The sequence below is a fragment of the Brevibacillus sp. MS2.2 genome (assembly GCF_013284345.1).
In the GTDB taxonomy this organism is placed as follows: Bacteria; Bacillota; Bacilli; order Brevibacillales; family Brevibacillaceae; genus Brevibacillus; species Brevibacillus brevis_C.
This window is the reverse complement of record NZ_JABSUZ010000004.1, coordinates 121240-144541: the sequence shown is the minus strand read 5'-3', so window position 1 is coordinate 144541 and position 23302 is coordinate 121240. Positions and strand designations below refer to the sequence as shown.

Genomic DNA, 23302 nt, shown 5'->3' with positions numbered 1-23302 from the left:
TACTCTTTCGTAAACGTAAAGGACAGACAAATGATACGATATATTCGTTTATTGCTTCATTTCGGCTATCAAGAAGCCATGTCTTGCTTGTTTCCAGTCTTTATTTTTGCTTCATTGGCCTTATCCAAGCTCGTCACCATTCCTGGTTTGCCGAGGTATGACCTCCTGCTTTTGCTCTGCCTACTCTTCCAGATCTTCATGGTGAAAAGTGGCTTGGAGTCTCGGGACGAATTGAAGGTTATCACGGTCTTTCATGTAATCGGGCTGTGCTTGGAAATATTCAAGGTACATATGGGATCTTGGAGCTATCCAGAGGATGCGTACAGTAAGGTGTTTGGCGTTCCTCTTTACAGTGGGTTCATGTACGCCAGTGTCGCGAGCTACTTATGTCAAGCGTGGCGCCGACTTGAGGTCTCTCTCTCTGGCTGGCCGAATCAGATTATCGCCACCATTTTGGGCGCCATGATTTATCTGAACTTTTTCACCCACCATTATATTTGGGATTTGCGTTGGGTGCTGATGGCAGCGATTTTCATTGTCTTCTGGAAAACACGTGTTTATTTTAGCGTCGCGAACGAGCGATTTTTCATGCCTATCCCTCTTGGTTACTTTTTGATCGGTTTTTTCATTTGGATTGCGGAAAATATAGCAACGTTCCTCGGCGCCTGGAATTATCCGAATCAAAAAGCAGGCTGGGAGCTCGTGCATCTCAGTAAAATCAGCTCGTGGTTTTTACTTGTCATCGTGAGCTTCATTATCGTGGCGGAATTGAAGCACGTAAAATCCAGAAGATCCCAGTCCCATGATAGCAAGAAACACATGTAAAAAGCCTATCCACTCTTACGAAACGTCAAAGGGTGGATAGGCTTTCGCTTCTTACTTACTAACGTTGCTCAGTACATTCTCAATCATTTGGCGGTTGGCAATGACGCCTGTGTACAGCCAACTGGAATCTTTCGCAAACGTATAGGCATTTCCATTCTTCACAGCAGGGATATTCGCCCAGACTGGATCTTTTTGTAGCTGTTCCACAGCAGTTGGATTACTGGTTACGATAAACAAGTACTCGGCATCGAGTTCAGCCAATTTCTCCATAGAGATCGCGTTCCAGTTTGCTTCTCCTGACTTGGAGATTTCCTGAACGATGGCAGGAGCCTTAAACCCGAGGTCCTTGTAGAGCACATCTCCGCTAGACAAGTCCTGACGTGCTACGTACACATTTTTCCCCGTCATCCACAGTGCAGCCGCTGATTTTTCCCCGATCGCTTGCTGCAGCTTTTGTTTGGACTCGGTTGCAAATGTCTCATAATCTGCCAGCACTTTCTTCGCTTCTTCTCCCTTGTTGAGGACTTCTCCTACTGTCAGGAGCTCTTTACGCCAATCGCTGTTCTTTTCTTTTCCAATGGTGTAAGTAGGAGCGATTTTCGAGTACTGGCTATACTTATCCCCTTGGATCAGGGATGCGCTTTCCAAAATAATCAGGTCGGGGCTGTGGCTCATCACGACCTCTGGCGGCAGATCATAAGGAATCGCTGGAATACCCGCCAGCTCTTTTTGCAGGTAGCCTTGTACCTGGCTGTTCCCTACTGACCATTGAGCAACTGGCTTCACTCCCAGCGCTACTAAATGATCCTCCAGATAAGAAGCGATCACGCGTTGCGGTTGAGCTGGAACTGTTACTTCATTTCCCATCGCATCCTTCAATACCCGTGGAGCTTCCGCCGCTGGTGCCGCGGTCTGGCTGTTGCCCGCTTGTGTCTCTGGACTTGAAGGGTTCTGCTGGCCAGAGCAAGCACTCACAATGAGCACTAAGCTTGCTAATACCATGCTGGCTATCGAATGTTTCGTTATTTTCTTCATACGTTTGTTCCTCCATCTGTGCCTTGTCATCAAGCCAATCTTGCTAACTCGACCACACTCACAATGAGAATAATAATCAAAATCACAATGGGTATTATAACGGATTATGCTGAGATGCTCAACTTTTTGTTTATCGAAACGAAAAAAGACCTCCTGCCTGCGAAGCAGAAAGTCCCTCTTCTATCCGTCTTGCAGCCTTATCGCGGAACCCCGCTTAACAAGAATCGATGCAGTCCCCCAATCAGACAAACACCGGCTGTTACAAAAAACGCAATGAAGTACGAATGGTGCCAATTCCCCAGCAAGCCTGCCAATACTGGGCTCAATACCGCACCGATCGACAATACCGCTGAGTAAATACTAAACACGCTACCGTATTGCTCTCGGGGTGAATGTACCGTCAAAATGGTCGCAAAAGCCGGGAACAGCATCCCAAAGCACGCACCGAAGAAAAACATCATCACATGAATCGGAATCGCCAAACCGATTGCGAGGGCGTACAAAAGAAGGCTAAGCACACCCAATCCAGCAAATGTTCTCGTCTCAACGGGTACACGATGTAGCCAAAACTGGCACAAAATCGCAAGGGCCCCCAATCCTTTCAAACTGAACAATATGCCAGTAACAGCCGGGGACAGCCCTTGTCTTTGGATGAGCAAGGGCACTTCGTAGATGATCGTTCCCTGAGCGTAAATGATCGCAAATCCCCCAAGAAACGCAGGGTACAGCATTCGATTTTCCAGGATGGCGGTAAGGCTCTTCTTGCCTCCACCTTTGATCCGTGGCGGGGATGGCGTGCTTCCCTCTACTCTATCCGGCAGCATCATCCATGCGAAAACACCAGCAATGATCATCATGTAGCCAAGAATTACGAACGATTGACCATAGCCGAACTGCACCGCCAAAAAGCTACCGACTGCCGGGGATACGATACCTGCCGAGGTAAGGACCAATCCCTTTTTGCCCATGATCTCGCCCTGCTCAAGTGCCGTCTTCCCTGTTTCTCCGAGCAAGGCAGAACAAGCAGGCGATACAAACGCCATCAAGAACCCGAGCATCAGACGAAAGGTAAAGAAACCCGCGGTATTTTGCACGATGCCTTGACCAATCAGCATCACCCCAGCCAAAATCAATCCACCTGCAATAAACCATTTTTTCGGATAGCGATCGAGAAAAGGGCCAGCGAGCAGGTTTCCTGTCAAATTGCTGATCGCATAACCGCCGAGCACGAAGCCGATCATCGCAGCGGATACACCCAATACGTTTAAATACGGCGCAAGAAGAGGCGTCTGCGCGTGCATGTCAAAGGCAACCAGAAACAAAACCACTAACAAGAGAGCCCTCAAAGCATTCCCTTCCTCTCAAACGGCCTGTCTTTGTCCCAGTATATGAAGGGAATGGTACAAGTAGGATACAAAAAGAAGAAGGAAGATTCAGAATAAGTGTAGCAATTAATTTTGTATTGCCGTAATATTTACTGTATTACTGTAATCGTTTTTGTGCAGGAGGTGACTTTTTGGAGCAAGTTTACAAAAAAATACGAGCGCTTCGTATACAGCAGGAGCTTACATTAAAGGATTTAAGTGAGAAATCAGGATTCTCCGTCAGTTTCTTATCGCAAGTAGAGCGTGGTAACAGCTCGCTCGCGATTACTTCTCTGCAAAAAATTGCGGAATGTCTGGGCGTCCCCATTACGTACTTCTTTGAAGTAGAAAAAGATGTTACGTACCACACGCCCATAGCAAAGCGTAAAACGTTGCAGATTGAAGGGTCACCTGTGAAGTACGTTCGAATCGGTGGGAATTTTCCTGACAGGGCGCTTGAGCCTCTCCTCAACGTGTTGCCACCCGGACAGACGAAGCATGTCGCCTTTCAGCATCCCGGTGAAGAGTTTTACTATGTCGTAAAAGGATGTGTCACCATCGTCGTCGACGAAACGGAATACCATCTCGAGCAAGGAGACACGATTCACTTCCCTTCCTCTCTCCTTCATACGTGGTACAATCCTTCCACTGTTGAAGAAGCCGAGATCCTGTCCGTTTTGACGCCTGTTATTTTTAGAACCTAACACAACGTGTCGTTTCCGCATTGTCTACCAATAAAAAAGGGTGATCTGGATGCAGGAAAGATTGGAAAAGCTGCACGCGTATATGGAAAGCAGGAAACTGGACGCATTGATTATTACGCACCCCAAAAACGTGTACTATTTTACCGGATTTTTGACAGAGCCACATGAACGTTTTATGGGTCTCGTTTTAGTGAGAGGCGAGTCCCCCTTCATCTTCGTTCCATTGCTGGACGGTGAAAAAGCACGGGAGGCTTGTCCTGCCATTATGATTTACACGCATGACGATTCACAGGATGCGCTAACCGTGCTCAAGCATTTGCTGCCGACTCCCCTCTCTCACATTGGTGTGGAGAAGAACCATTTGACAGCGAAAACATATGAGTCGCTCGTATCGATCGTGCAAGCTATAGAAGCAATAGATGTCGGAGAATTGCTGTGCAATATACGCGTGGCTAAGGATGAATCCGAAATCGCAACTATCAAGCGAGCGATTTGGGTGATGGAGGAATCCCTACGCCGTACGCTCCCCCTGATATCCGTAGGAATGACGGAGCTGGACGTCGTCGCAGAGCTGGAATACCAGATGAAAAAGCTAAAAGCCCAAGGCCCTTCCTTTTCCACGATTGTACTGGCTGGAGAAAAAGCAGCACTGCCCCATGGTGACCCGGGGAATCGGCTGATTCAGGCAGGAGAAGTTTTGTTGATTGACGCAGGGGTGTATGTCGATGGGTATGTATCGGATCTGACTCGTACTTTTGCAGTTGGTCAACTGGGTGCGGAATTGCTAGACATGTACGATACAGTCTTGCAAGCGAATTTGGCCGGGATACAGGCCGTTCACCCGGGGGCTCCGATCGCAGATGTAGACCTAGCTGCACGAGCTGTCATTGCGGACCGGGGCTATGGAGAATTTTTCATCAATCGTGTAGGCCACGGGATCGGATTGGAGCTTCATGAGGCCCCGTACGTTCACAGCCAGGCAGCAGGAGAACTCATCCCAGGCATGGTTTTCACGATTGAACCGGGCATTTATCATTCGCAGATCGGTGGCATCCGTATTGAAGACAATGTGCTCGTCACGAAGGATGGCGTAGAAGTATTGACGTCTTTTCCCAAAGAGTTGCAAATCATCGGATAAATGATAAAAGAAAAGGCTGGTGTCGTTCCATTGAAAGTGCTGGAAACAGATCGTCTCATCCTCCGCTGGCAAACGGCCGAAGACGCTGATTTTGTCTTGAAACTGATGAATGAACCTTCTTGGATTCGATTTATTGGCGATCGTGGTCTTCGTACAACGGAAGACGCCCGCAACTATATTTTGAATGGTGCTGTCGCAATGTACGAGAGTCTTGGCTTTGGTCTGTATATGACTGAACTGAAGGAAGGAAATGTTCCGATCGGTTTATGTGGACTGATTAAGAGAGATTCGTTGGAGGATGTTGATATCGGTTTTGCCTTTCTTCCTGCATACTGGGGTAAAGGCTACGCGTATGAGGCAGCCTCTGCGGTTCTTGCCCACGGAAAAGAAGTTGTCGGCTTACAGCGCATCGTAGCAATCACCAACCCCGATAATGAGTCTTCTGCCAATCTTCTAAAGAAAATCGGTCTGCAAGAAAAAGGGATGATCACCCTTTCCAATGATACGAAGGAGGTCAGGTTTTTTGCCATCGAATTCTAGGCTATGCTGTCCAAGTGAGTCGTAGAATTGGTGAAATGGATCAGACGTCCGTATTCGTTATACTCCAACAAGTGGATACCAGTGTCGCCTGTGGCAAAGTAAATGTCGTGCAAGACAGGCAGTTGCAAGAAGCTTTCGATGATTCTTGAGATCATGCCTCCGTGGGAAACAATCGCAATTCTTTTATAGGAAGTACTAAGATGCCTGATTGCGGAATAGATTTGCTCCCCGCGTGCGCGGAATTCAATCTTGCTCTCGCCATCTCCGCCCAGCTTTTCGTGCGGCAAGATTCCCCAAGGAAACGGGACTTCCTCTAAGGGCTTGCCTGCCAGGTCCCCATTATTGTGCTCTTGCAGCTCGGGTATGTACTGAACCGGACAACCCACTGTCTCAGCCAAAATAGAGGCGGTCTCACTGGCTCGCTTGAGTGTGCTCGCCCAAATAAATTCTGGAGGAAACTGCTCTAGAACACGTGCTGCCATGAGCCGTACCTGTTTACGGCCTTCTTCTGTCAAAGAAAAATCTGCCTTACCTTCATGTACATTCAAAATGTCAGCTTCGGATTGTCCATGTCGAATCAACAAAATTTGCATTGTATTGCCTCCTCCTGAGGGATAAAGAGGGCCTCACCGTGAACGGGAGGCCCTGCATTTCCTTTTTCAATTAAGAATGAACGGATTTCAAGCCAAGAGAACTTTCGTGGAACTTGATATTCGAGTACTTATCCATCGCGACACGCAACTGGTACTCGCTCTCAAACAGCATAACCGGACGGCCATAACGGTCAGAAACGGTTCTGTTCTTGACAACATCGAGGTCTGCTTTCTCCCCTTCGAGCCAGCGAGCGATTTGATACGGCATACGCGTCAGCATGATGTCTACCCCGTACTCGGCTTTCAAACGGTATTCCAGTACCTCGAACTGCAGTACACCTACCACGCCAAGAATCAGTTCTTCCATCGGATGGGTACGGAATAACTGCACCGTTCCTTCCTCGGTCAACTGCATGATCCCTTTTTGGAATTGCTTGTGCTTCATGGCGTCCTTCACCATCACCTTGGAGAAAAACTCCGGCGAGAAGTGCGGCATTTCTTCGTACTCAAACGATTTTCCGACGCAGAGTGTATCGCCGATCTGGAAAATGCCTGGGTCAAAAAGACCGATGACATCTCCCGCGAACGATTCATCGACTATTTCGCGGTCCTGTGCCATAAACTGTACCGGCTGTGCCAATTTGATGTCTTTGCCAAGACGGACGTGCTTGACTGACATTCCCCGCTCAAACTTGCCGGAGCAAATACGCAAGAAAGCGATGCGATCTCGGTGAGCTGGATTCATGTTGGCTTGGATTTTAAAGATGAAGCCGGAAAACGCGTTCGAATACGGATCGATCAAGCCTTCTGTACTTTTCTTCGCAGAAGGTGCTGGTGCCATTTGCAGGAAGTTGTCCAGGAATGTTTGTACACCGAAGTTATTGATGGCACTACCGAAGAAAACAGGCGTCAGTTGCCCTTTGTTGATCAGTTCAGGATCGTATTCATCTCCTGCAACATCCAGCAGGGAGATTTCGTCCTGCAATTGCTGCCACAGTTCTTGACCGACACGCTCACCGATCAGTGGATCTTCTGCTCCCTCTACAGGGAAAAAGGAAATGTCCTCGTGCTGTGTATTACTTTGATACATCTCGACACGAGACTTCATGCGGTCAAATACGCCGCTGAAATAGCTGCCCATCCCAATCGGCCAGTTCATTGGATAAGAACGAATACCCAGTACGCGCTCAATTTCTTCCAAGAGCTCGAATGGATCTTTACCGTGACGGTCCAGCTTGTTCACAAACGTAAAGATTGGAATACCCCGCATCCGACAGACCTTGAACAGCTTGATCGTCTGTGCCTCTACCCCTTTTGCTACGTCGATAATCATCACAGCAGCGTCAGCAGCCGTCAGCGTGCGGTACGTATCTTCACTGAAGTCCTGGTGACCAGGTGTATCCAAAATGTTGATGTGATGTCCGTTGTATTCGAAATCCATCGCACTGGACGTAACGGAGATTCCACGCTTTTTCTCGATCTCCATCCAGTCGGAGGTGGCGTGCTTGGAATTTTTGCGCCCTTTGACCATCCCTGCTTCACGGATGGCTCCGCCGTAGTAGAGCAGCTTTTCCGTCATTGTCGTTTTACCCGCATCCGGGTGGGAGATGATGGCGAAGGTACGGCGTTTTGCTATCTCATTTTCCCATTGGGGATTGGATTGACTCATCTTCATTCTCCTGTCATCGCAAATAAGTAACACTTTCGTTTCCTCTACGATTATACCGACAAATGCTTGCCGCATCCACCTCGTAATTTTTCATCTACTTTCGGCAAAAATAATGATTTCAAGGATGATAGTATAAGCGCAACAAAGGCCACGTACAAGGCTTTGCGTAGCCAAGCTTCCTAAAAACCGTTATAATATTTCAGTAGTAAAAATTTTTTGACTGCATGACTTACATATTGTTTACCAAGATATAACAAAACGATAGGAGGAACCCTATGTCAACGACTGTGGAAACACGTGCGGCCGAATTTCGTGACTATGTGAAGAAAATAACCAGCTACACGCAAGCGCTGAACGTTCTTTATTGGGACAAGGCTACACAAGCGCCTCGCAATGGTATGGATGCCCGTTCCGAAATCATCGGGACATTGGCTGGCGAGCAATTCAAGCTGGCGACGTCTAAAGAAATGGAAGCGCTTTTGACGGAGCTGAGTGAGCCATCTGTCCTCGAAACATTGGATGAAATTACCCGTCATAGTGTGCTGGAATGCAAAAAGGAATTTGACCGCAACAGGAAAATTCCTGCTGACAGACATCAAGCGTACGTCGTGCTGACCGCTAAGGCTGAAACAGTGTGGGAAGAAGCTCGTGCCAACAACGACTTTTCCATGTTCCAGCCGTACCTAGAGAAAATCGTGAACTTCCAGCTCGAGTTCATCGAGTATTGGGGTCATGACGGCAAAAACAAGTACAACACCCTCTTGGACATGTATGAGCCTGGCATGACTGTCGATCAGCTCGATCCGATCTTTGCCACCTTGCGCGAGAAAACGGTCAAGCTGGTAAAAGCGATCGCCGACTCCCCGAACAAACCAGACACATCATTCTTGACGAAAAACTTCCCAGTGGCAGACCAGGAAACATTCAGCCGTTATATCCTCGAGAAAATCGGGTACGACTTCAAGTCTGGCCGCATGGATCGCAGTGCTCATCCATTCTGCACCACCTTCAACCCTGGTGATGTCCGCATTACGACGCGCTACGCTGAAAATGATTTCAATTCTGCGCTCTTCAGTTGTATTCACGAGGCTGGCCACGCGATGTATGAGCAGAATATCAATCCTGACTTGCTGTTCACTCCTCTGTGCGATGGTACCTCCATGGGGATTCACGAATCTCAATCCCGCTACTGGGAAAACATGGTCGGACGCAGTCTGCCGTTCTGGAATCACTTTTTCGCTGACTTGCAAAAAGCGTTCCCTACCCAATTCGAGGGTGTGTCTGTAGAAGACCTGCATCGTGCGGTTAACGCTGTTACTCCTTCCTTTATCCGGACTGAAGCAGATGAGTTGACGTACAACCTGCATGTCATGATCCGCTACGAAATCGAGAAAGGCTTGATCAATCAAACCATTCAAGTAGCTGATCTGCCAAAAATCTGGAATGAAAAAATGAAAGAATACCTCGGTGTTGAGCCACCGACAGATGCACTGGGTGTGCTTCAGGATGTACACTGGTCAGGCGGAATGATCGGTTACTTCCCTACTTACTCGCTGGGTAATGTGTATGCGGCACAATTCGTCCACGTTATGGAGCGGGAGATCAACGGCTACGAAGAGCTGATCGCAAAAGGCGATTTCGCTCCGATCCGTGAGTGGCTCAAGGAAAAAATTCATCAGTACGGTAAAATGAAGAGCCCTCGTGAACTCGTCCAAGCAATTACAGGCGAAGGTACAAATGCGACTTACTTGATGAATTATCTGGAGAAAAAATACACAGACGTATACAAGCTGTAAGCAGTTCTACCCTTGGTATCCAATGTTCTCCCTGCTCAGGGAGGACATTTTCATTTTATCAGTTACCTTTCGTAACCTACGTACATAAAAGTGCATCCTTCCCCCCGCGGATAAATGATAGTACACTGCACAATATACATGAGATTCCTATTGTCTTGAAAAAGGAGTGTTATCGATTGGCTATCGATCTAAAAGGAAAAACCGCAATCATTACAGGAGCAGGTAAAGGCATCGGTCGCGCTACTGCAATTGCGTTGGCAAAAGAAGGCGTAAATCTCGGCCTCTTGGCTCGCTCTGAGGAAAATTTGAAGCAAGTAGCCAAGGAAGTAGAAGCATACGGCGTGAAGGTCGCGATTGCGACAGCAGACGTTTCCAACTATGATGACGTCACGACAGCGGTTACCTCTATCAAAAATGAACTGGGTCAAATTGATATCCTGCTCAACAATGCAGGCGTCGCTAAATTCGGTAAATTCCTGGAGCTGGAAACCAGCGAATGGGAGCAAATCATCCAAGTCAATCTGATGGGTGTGTACTACGTGACTCGCGCTGTACTCCCTGGCATGATTGACCAGAACTCCGGTGACATTATCAACATCTCCTCCACTGCGGGGCAAAAAGGAGCTCCTGTCACCAGCGCGTACAGTGCATCCAAGTTTGGTGTTCTTGGTCTGACTGAATCGTTGGCTCTCGAGGTTCGCAAACACAACATTCGCGTAACGGCGCTTACGCCTAGCACAGTAGCAACCGATATGGCAATTGACTTGGGTCTGACCGACGGAAATCCAGAAAGGACCATGCAGCCTGAGGATATTGCTGAGTTCGTGGTTAGCCAGTTGAAGCTGAACAAACGCATCTTTGTAAAATCCGCTGGACTTTGGTCCACCAATCCATAGAAATGGCATGGCAAAAAAGCGAAAAGAGTCCGCTCGTACAGGCGGATTTCTTTTCGCTTTTTTCTTTAGAAAAAGGATTTCCCCAACAAATAAGGAACTATTTAAATAATTAAGTATCATTTGTTAAAAAAGGAGGTTTTCCTTTGCAAAAACACTTGCTTACAACTTCTTCTTTTCATGAGGCACAAGCCTATGTCAATTTTGTCATCCTTGAGCCAACCCTGCTTCCATTCGGCACAAAAGTATCAGCTATTAGTGTCAGAAAAGAAACACCTACCGTGCGCTCATCCATACGTTTTGAAATCTCAGGAACCAACCGCTCCTTTCGCATCAAGCAATTTTTTTATGATTGGTCCATCCCGGGAATACATGCAGATTCAAATCTGGTTAGTCAAGGTGAGCCATTTGTCTTGCACAATATCGCTGGCTTTGTAGGTATCGATTATAAAGGAAATGTTGCAGCAGCTCATGCGCGATGGTTTACACAAATAGAATTGTCTGTACAAGAAGGACACTTTGAGGAAGAGGAGTTGCTTTCATTCTTGGAAGGCTTAGTCCCCTCTGTACATGAAGCCATTCATGAAATCGGTCAGAAATCTTTCGCGTTAACGAGTCATACGGCCAGATTCCGAGTTCCTCGCTGGAGTGAAGACGATCCGATCAATCGTGTAAAATGGCTAAGCTCATCTTTTCTCGAAGACAGAGATGTATCCGCCCCATCTCTACCCTTTCCAAAGCATTTGCAATCCTTCCTCTGTGATTCAGCAGGAAGTTACCAACATGCTGATGGCATGGAGTATCAATTCTTGTACCGTGACCGTGATAATCTAACCGATTGCATATGGGTTTGGCAGGCTCCCAAGTCTTTGGGAAGCCCCTTTCCACTTACCGTAGGTAAAAGTCTGGGAACACGGACAAAATGGAACATGGAGAAGCGAAACGTTTCAAATACAGAAGTCATTTTATGTAAGCAGGCAACAACAGTTCCAGCATGGCAGATACACTGGAAGCAGTCGCAATATGACTATCACATACACATACGAGCCAATGACAGACTAACACAGGAGCAGGTTTTGGATTTCGCTTTTCAAATCATTGCCGCGTGAAATCGCTTCAATTTTGTTCACGTTCTATCCACGATTTCTTCACGCCTTATTCACACCTGCCCAACCAAAAATGCCCTCAACTGGAGTATGATGAACATGTAAAACATTTCCACAAAGTGGAGGGTATCCTTATGATACAAATGCTGTCGAATTGGTTGTGGGGGAATGAAGAACAAGAAGTCGTTCCATTCGAGACGAAAAGATACGTCCGGAATGAAATGGAGCAATTCACGTTCAATGAGCCACAGCAAGTGCTGCCGTATCCGCTTCCCCAGTTATAAGATCCAATACTTGATCCAATATAACCTGAAGCTGCCGAATCTGGCAGCTTTTTTTGCTCCTTTCTGAAAGCGCTCACTGATGTGCTACAATGTGGTAAACAGGAGGAGTCGATTTGGTCGAGTTCACAGAAAAATGGTTGCCCACATACATTCGCCGCGATTTGGCGGTTTTATTTTGCGGTATCAATCCAGGACGTATATCGGCTACGACCGGTTTCCACTACGCCAATCCAGCCAACCTGTTTTGGCGCGGATTGTACGAAGGCGGCCTGACCCCTCACAAGCTCTTGCCCGAGGAAACCGCTACCCTTTTAGATTACAACTATGGAATTACCGATCTGGTCTCACGTCCTACCCGCTCCGCAACAGACCTGCGTAATGAGGATTATGCCACAGGTGCAGAGCTGTTCGTCCAAATGATCCAGACCTACCGACCTCGTGTCATTTGTTTTAACGGCATTACTGCTTTTCGTCACGCGACCGGACAAAAGAAAGAAGCAGTATCACTGGGGCTACAGACAATCAGGTACTTTGGGACGGAGGACTGGTCTGGCAGCTATGTGTTTGTCGTCCCGTCTACCAGTGGGGCTAACGCATCTTTTACCCGTGAGGAACGAATCACCAAGTTTACGGAGCTGAGTCATTTTTTACGCGAGATGAATTGGCACCCTCTTCCCTTGCCTGGTGAATAGTTCCTTCTGTGTCAATCACTGCTCTTCTTCCGTACAATACTTGTAGCTCTGTTTGCAAGGAGGGTCATCAGCAGTGGACGACCTCATCAAAAAAATCCAGAACAGATACGCCATGACTGTTTTGCATCACAAAACCATTCGGGATACATCCAAATCACTTGTCATTTACCTGGAAACAACCAATGGCAAATTCATCGGAAAAGTTTTCACTATGGAAAAGGAACGTTTACATTTCATTTTGAATGCAGAAGCGCATTTGCGCAAAAACGGTGTGCTCATCCCCGACATTCAACGTTCCGAAAACAATAAGCGTTACATCACTCATAAAGAAAAGGTTCTCGTTCTCCATAAAAGGCTATCCTGGGCAAATATTGCGTATAACTCCCCTATTCGAATGGAACGGATCGGCATCGTATTAGGCAAATTTCATGCAAGGTCGCTCGGTTTTTCCTCCAGGTATGGCGAGCTTTACCATGGCGCAGAAAAATGGTCCGGTGAGTACAAGGCAGATTTAGCTGCCATTGAGAAGTGGGAGCTTCGATATGCCGGGAAGAAAGATCAAAAATACGCTGTTATCGCGGAATACCTTCCTTTTTTCAAACAAGCGGGGAAGACAGCCAAAGAACATTTGCTATCCTCTCGGTACTTCTCGAAGTGGAAAAAGGAACCACTGCGCAACCACTTTCTCTGTCACGGCGATTTTAACAATGGGAATTTGCTCGTCAGTAATCAAAGAATTGCGATCATTGACTGGGAGGACGTTCGTTACGATTTTCCGTCCAAAGACATTGCCCGTGTTCTATCCCTTGCTATGCGAAAAAATGATCAGTGGAACGAGGAATTGTTCTCTCATTTATTGCGTGGCTATCTCCAAGAAAATCCCCTGTCGATTGAGCAACTGCATTTGCTCTTTGTCGATCTCGCTTTCCCACATATTATTGAACGTTTTTTACGCAAGAAGCTGTATGCCCAGATGAGCCTTGCTGAAATCCAACAGTTTTGCAATCGGGAAGCTCTCAAGACCGCCTTTATGTTAGACGAAATGAAGGCCCATGTATAATAGACACAAGGCTATAGCCTGTCTATACACATAGGCCTTCTCTATTTAACTGGCGTAAACAGTTAAATCTGGGCCAGCTTCACCAATGAGCTTTGCTGGCGCGTATATTGAATGAGCTCTGCCGCCATCTCGTAATAATTGAAAGGTGTAATCAGATAGATGCCATTGAAGTAACGTACGGCCGTGTCTACCAATTCCTTCGCGATCGCGATTCCTTCCTGTCGGGCGGCCTCTCCCTGTACCTTTTTCATCCGGTCGAGAGCCTCTGTCGACAGCTTGATTCCCGGCACTTCATTATGCAGGAACTCCGCATTGCGCGAGCTGGTCAGCGGCATGATCCCGATAAAGACAGGAATGCCGATATGCTTCGTCGCCTCGTACACATTCCGAATGGACTCAGCATCGTACACAGGTTGCGTCATAATGTAATCCGCGCCTGCCTCGACCTTCTTTTCCAAACGCGCAACGGCAGCATCCATATTTCGGACATTCGGGTTAAAGGCTGCGCCCACGATGAACTGGGCTTTTTGCTTTAACGGACGTCCTGAGAACGAAACACCTTCGTTCAACTGCTTCACCATGCGAATCAGATCAAACGAGGTTACATCAAATACCGAGCTGGCACCTGGCAAGTCCCCAAAACGCGATGGATCGCCAGTAATCACCAATATTTGATCGATCCCCAAAGCGTGCAGCCCCATTAAGTGCGATTGCTGCCCAATCAGATTGCGGTCGCGGCAAGCAATGTGCAAGAGCGGATCGATTCCATGCCTGCCCTTCATGAGTGCCCCGAGAGCCATGTTGCTCATCCGCACGGTCGCCAACGAGTTATCCGCCAGCGTAATGGCATCCGCTCCTGCTTTGTGCAGCTCGCAGCATCCGTCTAGAAATTGGTCTGCATCCAGATCACGCGGCGGATCAAACTCGACAATAATCGTCGTTGCTGTTTTTACGCGCTCGACAATGCTTGGTTTCTCCCTCTCCCTCGTGTTCTGCACAGAAATCGAAGGACGATCTCCAGCCACGATGGTTGGGTTCACACGCGCTTGCGGCTCAAGTGACTCAAGTGCATCCGCAATCGCCTTCACATGTGCAGGTGTGGTTCCGCAACATCCACCAATCAAGCGTACCCCCTGCTCACGCAAGCGAAGTGCACTTTGTCCAAAATATTCAGGTGATGATTTAAAAGCGTATTCTCCGTCAGTCATCCCCAGACGACCCGCATTCGGGAATACGGATAAGAGTGCATCTTCTGGTATCACTGTATTTTCAAACGAGCGTAGTAATTCAGCGGGACCAAGGCGACAGTTCAGTCCGATCACGTCAGCGCCTGCGGCTTTCAGCTCGGAAAAAGCGTCTGTCAGAGCGTAACCATCACGTGTGCGCCCTACTTCCAATGTGGCTAACTGCGCGATTACAGGTACATCTGTGAGTGGACGGATTACCTCAATCGCCAGAAGCAGCTCCTCCAAGTCCAGGAACGTCTCCAGAATCAGTCCGTCTACCCCCGCATGCAACAGTGCAATCGCCTGTTCCTCATACTGGTCACGGTATTCATCCAAAACCTTTTTCTTTACCCGTCCAGCCAAAATCGATCCGATGCTTCCAGCCACATAAGCATCATCCTGTGCGGCTTCCCGTGCAATAGCGACTGCGAGCCGGTTAATCCGTGCTACCTTATGCTCCAGACCGTAACGACTCAACGCATCTCGGTTGGCAGAATACGTATTTGTCTCCAGGAAACGTGCACCGGCCTGATAGTAGGACGTATGAACTTCATGTACCAAACGAGGATTGGATAAACACAGCTCCTCAAAGCTGACGCCAACCGGGACGCCCAGCCCGTGCAGCTGGGTCGCCATCGCACCATCTCCGACTAGCAAGTGGTCTTTCAAATAGGCTCGTAAATCTTTCTTTCTCGTCGTCAACTCAATCCCTTCTCTCCCATATTCATTATCTTTACACTTCAAAAATGGATGGACCTGCATTGAAATAACGCGCTTCAGGGTGAGCAAATACCATCGCCGATACGGAAGCTTCTGGCTCCATCATGAAGCCCTCTGTCAGCTGAACGCCGATATCCTCCGGACGCAACAGACGGAACAACTGCGCCTGATCTTCCAGGTTCGGGCAAGCAGGATAACCGAAGGAGACACGAATGCCCTGATATCTAGCACCGAAGCGCTCAAGCATCGTCATCTCAACCGGGTCCGGTATGCCCCACACGTCGCGCATAACGTGGTGAATTCGCTCAGCAAATGCCTCTGCCAGCTCCAATGCCAAGGCTTGGAGGACATGAGAGCGCAAGTAGTCACCACGCTCTTTTAGCTCTGTAGATTTTTCGCGAATCCCGCCCCCAGCCGTTACGGTCAGGAATCCGACATAATCCATTTCCTTGCTCTCCACTGGTCGCAAGAAGTCGGACAGGCAAAGATGAGGTTCTTCCAATTGACGCGGGAACGAAAAGCGCTCCAGCAGCTTGCTGTGGTCTTTTGGATCATAGACCAAAATATCGTTGCCATCTGACTGAGCCGGGAAGAACTGATACACACCGTGTGTCGTAATGGTTCCTTTTTGCTTCGCTTCATTTAATAGTTCTTCCACAATGCCATACAGTTCCAGTACCTTCTCGTCGCCTGCCTCTATCAATCTATCTACATTTCCGCGAACACCGAGGTGTTTTCCGAGGAGCATCCGCAGGTTCAAATATGGTTGCAAATGGCTGAGCGGATATTGTCGCAAAACATGTCGTTCACAATCAGGCGGCAGATGGATTGGAACGGTTCTGCTGATGGCTGAGCGAGCTGGCAATGGTGCTTTTTTCTCCTCGACAACAGGCTGAGCCGTTGCAACTGCTTCCAGCAGATGCTGCTGTTCCTCTACCAAGCGATCACGTTCCTCCGGATTTTGCAGACGATTCACGAGCTCCAGACCATCCATGGCATCTTTTGCGTATAAAACAATTCCACGGTATTCCGGTGCGATCCGGTTCGATGTGAACTTGCGCGTCAACGCCGCACCGCCTACCATCATCGGGATATCAATGCCTGCATCACGCAGGTCTTGTGCAGTAATGACCATTTGCTGTGCGGATTTTACCAAGAGTCCAGAAAGACCGATGGCATCCGGCTTTTCTTCTCTGCAAGCGGCAATCAGTTGCTCTGGCGGTACCTTGATCCCCAGGTTTACGACATTGTAGCCGTTGTTTGACAAGATAATTTCCACGAGGTTTTTTCCGATGTCGTGTACATCGCCCTTGACTGTCGCCAGCAAGATTTTCCCCTTGGCAGCGGCATCGCTTTTTTCCATGAATGGCTCTAAAAACGATACGGATGCCTTCATCACTTCCGCGCTCTGCAACACTTCTGCCACGATCAGTTGGTTTCCGTTGAACAGGCGACCGACCTCTTCCATCCCAGTCATCAACGGACCGTTGATGATCTCGAGCGGTGTGTATTTATCCAAAGCCAGCTTCAGGTCTTCCACCAGACCATCCTTGGAGCCTTCGACAACATAACGGGCCAAACGTTCCTCGAGTGTTAACGAGGAGACTTCCACACTGACTTCCTTTTTCTTTTGGCGATAAAATTCGGTGAAGGCCGCCAATGTCTCATCATTTGTCTCGAATAGAAGGGCTTCTGCCAGCTTTCTCTCGTCTTCTGGAATCGAAGCGTAGCGTTCCAGCTTTTCCGTGTTGACGATGGCGTAATCAAGCCCTGCGAGAGTCGTGTGATACAAGAAGACCGCATTCAGCACTTCCCGACCCGCTGGAGGCAAGCCGAAGGAAACGTTACTGACACCCAGGATCGTCTTGCAAGCAGGCATTGCTTGTTTGATCAAACGAATGCCTTCTACCGTTTCCTTTGCAGAGCCGATGTATTGTTCATCCCCTGTCCCTACTGGAAAGACGAGTGGATCGAAAATAATATCCTGTGGCTTTATTCCATACTGGTTGACAAGAATGTCATATGAGCGTTGCGCGACCTCCAGCTTCTTTTCGCGCGTGATAGCCATACCTGCTTCCTCAATCGTTCCAACGACAACGGAGGCACCGAACTTGTGAATAAGCGGAACGACTTCCTCAAATCGCTCCAACCCGTCTTCCAAGTTGATCGAGTTGAGAATGGCCTTCCCTTGTGAGTAGCGAAGTCCCAGCTCCATGACCTTGGCATCTGTCGAGTCGATCATGAGGGGCGCTTTTACTTTTTTCACGATGAACTGTAGGAATTTTTCCATATCTTCGTATTCATCACGGTCAGGATCAGCCAAGCATATATCGATGACATGTGCGCCTCGCTTTACTTGGGCCCGGGCAATATCGGATGCTTCTTCATAGTGACCAGCTGCAATCATTTCACGGAATTTTTTGGAACCAATGACATTGGTCCTCTCCCCTACTAGCAGGGGACGATTGTCATCTTCGACGTAAACGACCTCGATCCCGGAGACCGCGCTCAGCGTTTCTACGGCTGCACTGCGCGGCTTGCAGTCTTTCAATGCTTCTGCCATCGCTTGAATATGGTCAGGCGTTGTTCCGCAGCAGCCGCCAGCGACGTTTATCCAGCCCTGTTCAGCAAACGCCAGCATTTTGGAGGCAAGTCCTTGTGGCGTTTCATGGTAATGGCCGTTCTCGTCTGGCAAGCCTGCGTTTGGATAACAGCTAACCGCACATTGGGCAATTCCTGACAGTGTCCGCAGATGATCACGCATGAACTCTGGGCCTGTCGCACAGTTCAGACCGATGGAGACTGGCTTTATATGCTCCAAGGAGATGTAAAACGCCTCGATGTTTTGGCCCGCCAGTGTCGTGCCCATCGGCTCAATCGTACCTGACAGCATCACCGGGAGCTCCTGTCCAAGCTCTTCAAAAGCTTTGCGAATCCCAATTCCACCAGCCTTGACGTTCAACGTATCTTGCGAGGTTTCCAAAAGAAGAACATCGGAGCCGCCGAGAATCAGACCTTTTGCCTGACGATAATACGCCTCGACCAGTTCTTCGAATGTAACACCGCCTGTCAACGAAAGGGTTTTGGTCGTAGGTCCCATTGCACCTGCTACAAAACGCGGCCACTCCTCTGTGGAATAGGCATCCACCGCTTCTCTGGCCAAGCGAGCTGCCGCTATATTGATCTCAAGGTCTTTCTCCGGCACATCATACTCAGCCAAAACGATGGAAGCAGCACCAAACGTGTTTGTCTCGACGATGTCTGCGCCCGCCTCTAAATATTTCTCATGAATGGAACGGATCACATCTGGTCTGGTCAGGTTCAGGAGTTCATTACAGCCATCATAGGCTTCACCGCCGAAATCATCAGCAGTCAGGTTCGCCTGTTGAAGCATGGTGCCCATTGCACCGTCCAGAATCAGAATTTTCCGGGAAAGCTGTTCGCGAAAAGTTGGTTTCATTGACGTGCCCCTTTTCTCCCTAGCATCGGCTTATTCTCTGTAATTGGGTAAATAAAATAAAAAAATCCTCTTCTTTGAAAGAAGAGGATTTGTCAGCAGATACGAAAACGCCTGAGACATCCTCTTATCTTTCAAAGCACGTAGCTTTGCTGGAATTGGCACCGGATTTTTACCGGTTGCCGAGGCTTCATCAGGCCAGTCCCTCTGCCTCTCTGGATAAGAGTCGTACACTTGTCATTTAGTTGTTATGCGTAATGTCTTGAATGTTTGCAAGTATCTTAACACCCCCGTTGTCTCCTCGTCAATTGTGAATTGTCTATTTTTTACTGAGCCTCTCCTCTTACGCGCCCATTTTTGCCTAAGCTGGGCATCCGCCTAGTCCAATATCGGCATTCGTGTATAGACTGGAGTATAACGGAAAGGAGGGGAAACAAAGATGAGTACATCTTTCTGCGGTAACGGATTCTTCGGTGACTGCTTCGCAATCGTGCTCGTGCTGTTTATCCTGTTGGTTATTATCGGGTGCTCGTGTGACGACTGTTAGATAAGTGTGTAAAAAAGGCTATCCCAAAAGCCATCAGGAATGGCTGCGGGATAGCCTTTTTTTCTTGTTATTTGGTGATGATCTTGCCTGTCACGGCATCCAGAGTAATATATTTGCCCGCCAGCTTTTCGTCGCTCCACGGCACATACGCCAGCTTTGGTTGAGCTAATTTTTGCCCATCCACATCTTTCATCAAATAGACCAGCTTTAAAGGCATGACGCGTAAATACGCCTCAACAGCCTTGTCTTTCGAGACGATTTCGTCGGATGCTGGAAGCTCCACCAATTCGTGCGTCTCTCTGTAGTTTTCAAACTTTGTCACTTTGCCAGAAGACGGATCGACTGTTACTGAATAAGCCGCTTTTTGCCCGCGATCCTGTACTGGAATGCCATCCTTGCTCATGAGATATCTGAATTCCCATTCGCCCGATGACACAGGATTCGATTCGCCTGGCTGTATGACTTGCGCCAATTGCACTTCTTTTATGCCTGGATCAACGTATTTAGACAGAAAGGCAAGTGCAGCTTTCTCCGCTTGCTCGCGTTTGACTGTCACTGCTGCATCGGATCGCGGTGATCCCAGCCCGACGACACTGCCTGTTTCTGCAAGGACTTCTACGCCGATATACTTGTCATTTTTATCATTCCAGACGTATTCCTTGCGTCCGTCACGGTTACTCTCTCTATAGGTCGAGTCATCCACTTGTATGCCGAATTCCGCTTGCAGCAACGCTTTTGCCTCATCCTTGGAGCGAACCTTGACGTATTCCTTTGGAGATTCGATCGGATGTGCTTCCTTCGTATTCAACTGATCATAAGCAAGCCCGTTATCTCCCGTTCCATACACTATCTTGCCATTGGTCGCGTCGATATGCCACTCCGTACCATCTTCACGTCCTCTTTGCATGAAGGAAACAGCGGGTGTGTACTCCAGAATAGGTTGCCACTTCTCCCCTTGTCTTGATTCTGGCCGTATTCTCGGGTTCTGCACGTATCGAAGCTTCATATGCTCACTCAGCTCTTTGATGGCTTCCTCTTCTGACACAGCAGTCGATACATCCGGGTACTGCGACGGCTCGAATGTTTCGGGCTCCATCCTAAAAGATTGGACGTGGCCAGAGTCAGTTGTTATTATGCTAATTTCATCAGACAACACTGGCAGTTCGTTATGATATCGCAGATACACCCCTGGATCGTTGGCGTCCAATAACCGATAGTTATCACTATCCGCACCGAGCAGTTTGTTCAGGAACTGTCGCTCTTGCTGCAAGGCTTTTTCTCCTTCTGCTTCTTTCCGGCTCGCTGCTTCCTTTTCATCCCTATTCAAAAGTCTATACGATTCCAGTGCTTGACCATTTCCATAGATCACAAGCGAAACCTGATGCCCCTCCTTGTTCGTTTTCCCCAAGATGAATGACATGCCATCGTGGTTCTTTTCTTTATCCAAAAGAAGAAGGGATGGGCTCAAATCGGGCATGGCGTCTGTCAGCTTGGTGAAAAAGGCTTGTTCGCTCTTGTTCAATCGCCCGAAAAACGCGACTTGCTCACGTTCGTCAATTCCAACCGACAATACGTCGAACGGAACGGGCTGGCCGTTTTCCATACGTTGATAATTCACGCTCATCCATGGGCCTTTTACCTTATACTCGTCGGTATAGATCTGAGTCTCGACGTGCTGATAGGACTGGTTGCCCTCCCCAAGGAAAGCTTGTAGAAATGCGCTTGCTGCTTTCTCCGCAGTCTTGGCTGATGGCAATTTCTCTTCCTTCTGTTCTCCTCGATCACCATTGATTGTAAAGCTCTCAATTTGTCCTGTCTGTATATCATAAGCAACATTGGCACGAGCATTATCGCCTTCCAATAACGTTAGATTACTGATTCCATGGCTTGTACGATCCACTCTTATTGTCATGTTGCTCAAAGCTGGGATCGCCTTTTTCAAGGGCAAAATCGCCTCTTCTGCCGATACCTTTACGCCGTTCTGCTTTGCCTCTGTATTCTTTTTATCCGTTCCAGTCGTTGCGACCGCACTCGCTAAATTTTTTCCACTCGGCATCTGCGAAAACCAGCCTTGCTGGTGCATGCCCACAGCAGTTACCGCCAAGCAAGCAGCAAGTGATCCTGCCATGAATATTCTGTTTCGGTTCTTGTGTTTGCTCTGTGCAATCGCACCTCTGATCCGCAACTCCATCTCTTTTGTAAACCTCACTTCTTCGAGAGATTCTTGACTCCCATTCCGTACCGCTTCGCGAATTTGCTTATCTACGTCCATTCCAATCCCTCCTTTTCACACAATGCCTTAAAATGTTTTCGGGCGCGGGACAATTGGGTTCGTACGGCATCTTCTGAAATATCCAACACTTGCGCAATCTCTTTTATCGACAAATCTTCATAGTAATGAAGTACCATAACTTTTCGGTATAAAGGCGAGAGCTTCATCACCTGCTCCGCTACCTGTACCTTGCTCAGTTGTCCGATGACGGCCGATTCAACATTTGCCGTGTCGATCTTTTCGGGGGGTGCTTCCTCTTTGGAGAGGTATGTAGAAAAAATCTGGCGAAAGGACCACGAACGCAAATATTTGCGGGACTCGTTGATCGCAATTCGGTAAAGCCACGTTTTCACGCTGCTCTGATGGCGGAACTGATCCAAACCCCGATACGCCTTCAGAAACACTTCCTGGGTGATGTCTTCCGCGATTCCACGATCCTTGACGATCAGGTAGGCGAGCTGCACGATGTTGTCTCCGTACTCGCTCATGAGTCTTGTCAGCTTCTCCTCGTTGGTCAATTGCAGCGTCCAGTCCGCTTCGCTACTTTTGGCACTTGCATTCACGCGCTGTTCACCTCCTTGTTTCGTGTTGATATGTATTTGATCCAGCTGGCTTATTTTTGTGACAAGATTATCCAACTATTTTATCTATAATCCTTTTCCCTTCTTCCACTGCTGCACTCCGTTGCGTTGCTTTCATTGTCAGCGCACATTGCTTTTGCTATCATGAGGCTTATTGTAGAGCGAAAGGAACGAGATGACATGGATGACTTGCAAGCACGAGAAAAAGATAAATTTCTGTCCTGTTTGGAGACTATAAAAGAACTATCCAAATCCGAATTTGAAACCTATTCCATCGTTAAGAATACCGAAACCGGGGAACATTATCTCCACTATTTTTTGTCCCACATTAACTTGTCCGAGGGAGGAAGAAGAGACGATTACGATCACTTCCTGCCGATTGAATCCGACGATATTTTAGCGATTATGTTTGGCGAACAACCGTACCAGTTTCCGGAGAACTGGCGCTCCGCTTATTTGCGGAGTGGTAACGACAATCGATTGATCCCGTTCGATCCATCGGAAAATTACGATCTGGACGAGGCCGCTGCAGCCGAGCTGGCCATGCTCGAAAAGCTGGAACAATACAAAGAGCAAATGATGAACGCGGATAACCTCAGCACGGAAGAAAAGGAAGAGCTGACCAAGCAATATTTCGCGGAATTAGATAAGATTTTGAAAAAACCGCAACAGTGAGTTGCATCCTGACGGTTAATACAGCTATAATTCTAGAGACACAAACGAATCGTTGATGAGGAAAGTACTCCTTGTGTGAGGACGAAAGCGAGTCGGGGACGGTGTGAGCCCGATGCCAAACCATG

At 48.1% G+C, this 23302-nt stretch carries 20 protein-coding genes and 1 riboswitch; of the genes, 12 read left to right on the top strand and 8 right to left on the bottom strand.

Going from position 1 to position 23302, the window contains the following annotated elements; genetic code table 11:
• Positions 1 to 30 precede the first annotated feature (30 nt).
• Complete coding sequence (locus HP568_RS05005; RefSeq protein WP_048032441.1) at positions 31 to 825, top strand: DUF817 domain-containing protein; 795 nt, start codon at positions 31 to 33, stop codon at positions 823 to 825.
• Positions 826 to 876: 51 nt separating this feature from the next.
• Here HP568_RS05005 and HP568_RS05000 read toward each other — a convergent pair whose 3' ends face one another.
• Together HP568_RS05000 and HP568_RS04995 are read right to left on the bottom strand one after the other, a co-directional pair.
• A complete protein-coding gene (locus HP568_RS05000; protein ID WP_173628506.1) occupies positions 877 to 1860 on the bottom strand; it encodes an ABC transporter substrate-binding protein in 984 nt (327 codons plus the stop codon).
• A 197-nt stretch (positions 1861 to 2057) separates the two neighbouring features.
• Entirely contained in the window at positions 2058 to 3206 is a 1149-nt protein-coding gene (locus HP568_RS04995; protein WP_048032439.1) for an MFS transporter, read from the bottom strand.
• 170 nt (positions 3207 to 3376) lie between these two features.
• Between HP568_RS04995 and HP568_RS04990 the strand changes: the two genes are divergently transcribed.
• Genes HP568_RS04990 through HP568_RS04980 form a run of 3 tightly spaced genes read left to right on the top strand, consistent with a single transcriptional unit; the run spans position 3377 to position 5606 of the window.
• Positions 3377 to 3928, top strand: coding sequence for a helix-turn-helix domain-containing protein (locus tag HP568_RS04990; protein WP_048032438.1), 552 nt, complete (start codon positions 3377 to 3379; stop codon positions 3926 to 3928).
• 49 nt (positions 3929 to 3977) lie between these two features.
• Positions 3978 to 5066, top strand: coding sequence for a M24 family metallopeptidase (locus tag HP568_RS04985; RefSeq protein ID WP_173628505.1), 1089 nt, complete (start codon positions 3978 to 3980; stop codon positions 5064 to 5066).
• Positions 5067 to 5606, top strand: a complete 540-nt coding sequence (locus HP568_RS04980) for a GNAT family N-acetyltransferase (RefSeq protein WP_173628504.1) — start codon at positions 5067 to 5069, stop codon at positions 5604 to 5606.
• Here HP568_RS04980 and HP568_RS04975 read toward each other — a convergent pair.
• Complete coding sequence (locus tag HP568_RS04975) at positions 5603 to 6199, bottom strand: histidine phosphatase family protein (RefSeq protein ID WP_173628503.1); 597 nt, start codon at positions 6197 to 6199, stop codon at positions 5603 to 5605. The genes HP568_RS04980 and HP568_RS04975 overlap by 4 nt on opposite strands.
• 70 nt (positions 6200 to 6269) lie before the next feature.
• On the bottom strand, positions 6270 to 7868 hold the full coding sequence (locus HP568_RS04970; RefSeq protein WP_048032435.1) for a peptide chain release factor 3: 1599 nt from the start codon (positions 7866 to 7868) through the stop codon (positions 6270 to 6272).
• A gap of 275 nt (positions 7869 to 8143) precedes the next feature.
• On the opposite strand from HP568_RS04970, the gene HP568_RS04965 reads away from it, so the two are divergent.
• From HP568_RS04965 to HP568_RS04940, 6 genes are all read left to right on the top strand, one after another.
• Positions 8144 to 9664, top strand: coding sequence for a carboxypeptidase M32 (locus HP568_RS04965; protein WP_173628502.1), 1521 nt, complete (start codon positions 8144 to 8146; stop codon positions 9662 to 9664).
• A gap of 176 nt (positions 9665 to 9840) precedes the next feature.
• On the top strand, positions 9841 to 10560 hold the full coding sequence (locus HP568_RS04960) for a 3-ketoacyl-ACP reductase (protein WP_173628501.1): 720 nt from the start codon (positions 9841 to 9843) through the stop codon (positions 10558 to 10560).
• A 143-nt stretch (positions 10561 to 10703) separates the two neighbouring features.
• A complete protein-coding gene (locus HP568_RS04955) occupies positions 10704 to 11666 on the top strand; it encodes a hypothetical protein (protein WP_173628500.1) in 963 nt (320 codons plus the stop codon).
• Positions 11667 to 11797: 131 nt separating this feature from the next.
• A complete protein-coding gene (locus HP568_RS04950) occupies positions 11798 to 11947 on the top strand; it encodes a hypothetical protein (RefSeq protein WP_016739809.1) in 150 nt (49 codons plus the stop codon).
• A 113-nt stretch (positions 11948 to 12060) separates the two neighbouring features.
• Entirely contained in the window at positions 12061 to 12639 is a 579-nt protein-coding gene (locus HP568_RS04945) for a mismatch-specific DNA-glycosylase (RefSeq protein ID WP_173628499.1), read from the top strand.
• A gap of 73 nt (positions 12640 to 12712) precedes the next feature.
• A complete protein-coding gene (locus tag HP568_RS04940; protein ID WP_173628498.1) occupies positions 12713 to 13699 on the top strand; it encodes a phosphotransferase in 987 nt (328 codons plus the stop codon).
• Positions 13700 to 13761: 62 nt separating this feature from the next.
• On the opposite strand, the gene HP568_RS04935 is transcribed toward HP568_RS04940, so the two are convergent.
• Positions 13762 to 15627 carry a bifunctional homocysteine S-methyltransferase/methylenetetrahydrofolate reductase gene (locus HP568_RS04935; protein ID WP_048032428.1) on the bottom strand — a complete coding sequence of 622 codons (1866 nt, stop codon included), beginning with the start codon at positions 15625 to 15627 and terminating at the stop codon, positions 13762 to 13764.
• Between the two features lie 31 nt (positions 15628 to 15658).
• Positions 15659 to 19105, bottom strand: a complete 3447-nt coding sequence (gene metH / locus HP568_RS04930; protein WP_173628497.1) for a methionine synthase — start codon at positions 19103 to 19105, stop codon at positions 15659 to 15661.
• 121 nt (positions 19106 to 19226) lie between these two features.
• Positions 19227 to 19328, bottom strand: a riboswitch (SAM riboswitch).
• Positions 19329 to 19541: 213 nt separating this feature from the next.
• Here metH and HP568_RS04925 point away from each other — a divergent pair.
• Complete coding sequence (locus HP568_RS04925; RefSeq protein ID WP_007724452.1) at positions 19542 to 19649, top strand: YjcZ family sporulation protein; 108 nt, start codon at positions 19542 to 19544, stop codon at positions 19647 to 19649.
• Positions 19650 to 19716: 67 nt separating this feature from the next.
• Here the strand turns inward: HP568_RS04925 and HP568_RS04920 are convergent, their stop codons facing one another.
• Both HP568_RS04920 and HP568_RS04915 read right to left on the bottom strand, forming a co-directional pair.
• A complete protein-coding gene (locus tag HP568_RS04920) occupies positions 19717 to 21921 on the bottom strand; it encodes a YcdB/YcdC domain-containing protein (RefSeq protein WP_173628496.1) in 2205 nt (734 codons plus the stop codon).
• Positions 21912 to 22484 (bottom strand): sigma-70 family RNA polymerase sigma factor, encoded by a 573-nt coding sequence (locus HP568_RS04915; protein ID WP_173628495.1) that lies wholly within the window; start codon positions 22482 to 22484, stop codon positions 21912 to 21914. The genes HP568_RS04920 and HP568_RS04915 overlap by 10 nt, the downstream gene beginning before the upstream one ends.
• A gap of 198 nt (positions 22485 to 22682) precedes the next feature.
• On the opposite strand from HP568_RS04915, the gene HP568_RS04910 reads away from it, so the two are divergent.
• Positions 22683 to 23177: a hypothetical protein gene (locus HP568_RS04910; RefSeq protein WP_048032424.1), complete on the top strand. Its 495-nt coding sequence runs from the start codon at positions 22683 to 22685 to the stop codon at positions 23175 to 23177.
• Positions 23178 to 23302: the final 125 nt, after the last annotated feature.